General features: G+C 76.2%; 1 protein-coding gene and 1 pseudogene. Both read left to right on the top strand.

Annotated elements, in window-relative coordinates:
* Window positions 1-1,922, top strand: a 1,922-nt coding sequence (locus CCN44_RS41410) for a xanthine dehydrogenase family protein molybdopterin-binding subunit (RefSeq protein WP_107502180.1), incomplete at its 5' end; no start/stop codon positions are given.
* 2 nt (window positions 1,923-1,924) lie between these two features.
* A pseudogene (locus CCN44_RS41405) lies at window positions 1,925-2,189 on the top strand (glycoside hydrolase family 65 protein); the annotation flags it as partial.

The raw sequence follows: 2,189 nt of genomic DNA, 5'->3' as shown, positions 1-2,189 counted from the left end.
CCCTCGCCCTGCCCGGCGTCCTCGCCGTCCTCACCCCCGACGACGCACCCCGGCTCGCCGAGCCCGAGGACGGCACGCTCGCCGTGCTGCAGAACCCGGAGGTGCCGCACCGGGGCTGGTGCGTCGCCCTGGCCGTCGCCGACACCCTGGAGACCGCCCGCGCCGCCGCCCGCGCGGTCCGGGTCGGCTACGACCCCGCTCCCCCCGACACCGGCTTCACCGAGGACCACCCGGGCGCCTACGAACCCCAGGAGGCCAACGCCGGCTATCCGGGCCGCGTCGAGCAGGGCGACCCGGAGGCCGCCTTCGCCTCCGCCGAGGTCCGGATCGACACCGTCTACCGGGTGCCGCCGCTGCACAACCACCCCATGGAGCCGCACACCAGCACCGCCCACTGGGACGGCGACCGGCTCACCGTGTACACCTCCAGCCAGGGCGGCGGCACCGTCCGCTCCGTGCTCGCGCAGCTGTTCCAGCTGCCCGAGGAGCAGGTCACCGTCGTCTGCGAGCACGTCGGCGGCGGCTTCGGCTCCAAGGGCACCCCGCGCCCCGACGTCGTCCTCGCCGCCATGGCCGCCCGGCGCACCGGCCGCCCCGTCACCCTGGCCTACCCGCGCCGGTACCTGCCGACCACCGTCGGCCACCGCGCCCCCACCCGCCAGCGGCTGCGCCTCGGCGCGCACGCCGACGGCAGGCTCACCGCCGTCCTGCACGAGGCGACCACCCACACCTCCCGGGTGCGGGAGTTCGTGGAACAGGCCGCCGTCCCCTCGCGGGTCATGTACGCCACCCCCGCCCTGCTCAGCACCCACCGCGTGGTCCCGCTGGACGTGCCCAGCCCCTCCTGGATGCGCGCCCCCGGCGAGGCGCCCGGCATGTACGCATTGGAGTCGGCCGTGGACGAACTCGCCGACGCGCTCGGCCTGGACCCCGTCGAGCTGCGCCTGCGCAACGAACCCGACCGGGAGCCGGGCAGCGGCAAGCCGTTCAGCAGCCGGCACCTCGTGGAGTGCCTGCGCGAGGGCGCCCGCCGCTTCGGCTGGGACGGCCGCGACCCGCGCCCCGGCGTCCGCCGCGAGGGCCCGCTGCTCCTCGGCACCGGCGTCGCCGCTGCCACCTACCCCGCCGCGGCCGTCCCCGCCACCGCGACCGCCCGGGCCCTGCCCGACGGCACCTTCGTCGTCCGGACCAACGCCACCGACATCGGCACCGGCGCCCGCACCGTCCTCGCCCAGATCGCCGCCGACGCCCTCGGCGTCCCCCTGGACCGGGTCCGCACCGAGATCGGACACACCGACCTGCCCCCGGCCTGGCTGGCCGGCGGCTCCATGGGCACCGCCTCCTGGGGCTGGGCCGTGCACGAGGCGTGCACCGCGCTCACCGCACGGCTCGGCGGCCCGCTGCCCGCCGAGGGGATCGAGGCCCGCGCCGACACCGCCGGCACGGCCGACGCCGACAGCCCCTACGCGCGGCACGCGTTCGGCGCGCACTTCGCCGAGGTCGCCGTCGACACCGTCACCGGCGAGATCCGGGTCCGCCGGCTGCTGGGCGTCTTCGCCGCCGGCCGGATCCTCAACGCCCGCACCGCGCGCTCCCAGTTCACCGGCGCCATGGTCATGGGCCTCGGCATGGCCCTCACCGAACACAGCACCCTGGACCCCGCGTTCGGTGACTTCGCCGAGGCCGACCTCGCCTCCTACCACGTGCCCGCGCACGCCGACGTGCCGGACGTCGAGGCCCACTGGATCGACGAGGACGACCCCCACCTCAACCCCATGGGCAGCAAGGGCATCGGCGAGATCGGCATCGTCGGCACCGCCGCCGCCGTCGGCAACGCCGTCCACCACGCCACCGGCATCCGCTTCCGCGACCTCCCCCTCACCCCCGACCGGATCCTCGCCGGCCTGCTGTCCGAGGGCTGACGGTGGACGGGCCCACCTGGGAGTACGAGGGGTACCGGCCGGCGGAGGAACGCCTGCGGGAGTCGCTGTGCACCCTCGGCAACGGCTACTTCGCCACGCGCGGCGCCCTGCCCGAGTGCACCGCGGACGAGATCCACTACCCGGGCACCTACGCGGCCGGCTGCTACAACCGGCTCACCTCCGAGATCGCCGGGCGCCGGATCGAGAACGAGGACATGGTCAACCTGCCCAACTGGCTGCCCCTGCGCTTCCGCCCCGCCGGCGGGG

This window comes from Streptomyces tricolor (assembly GCF_002155905.1).
In the GTDB taxonomy this organism is placed as follows: Bacteria; Actinomycetota; Actinomycetes; order Streptomycetales; family Streptomycetaceae; genus Streptomyces; species Streptomyces tricolor.
This window is presented reverse-complemented; position numbering and strand designations above follow the sequence as displayed.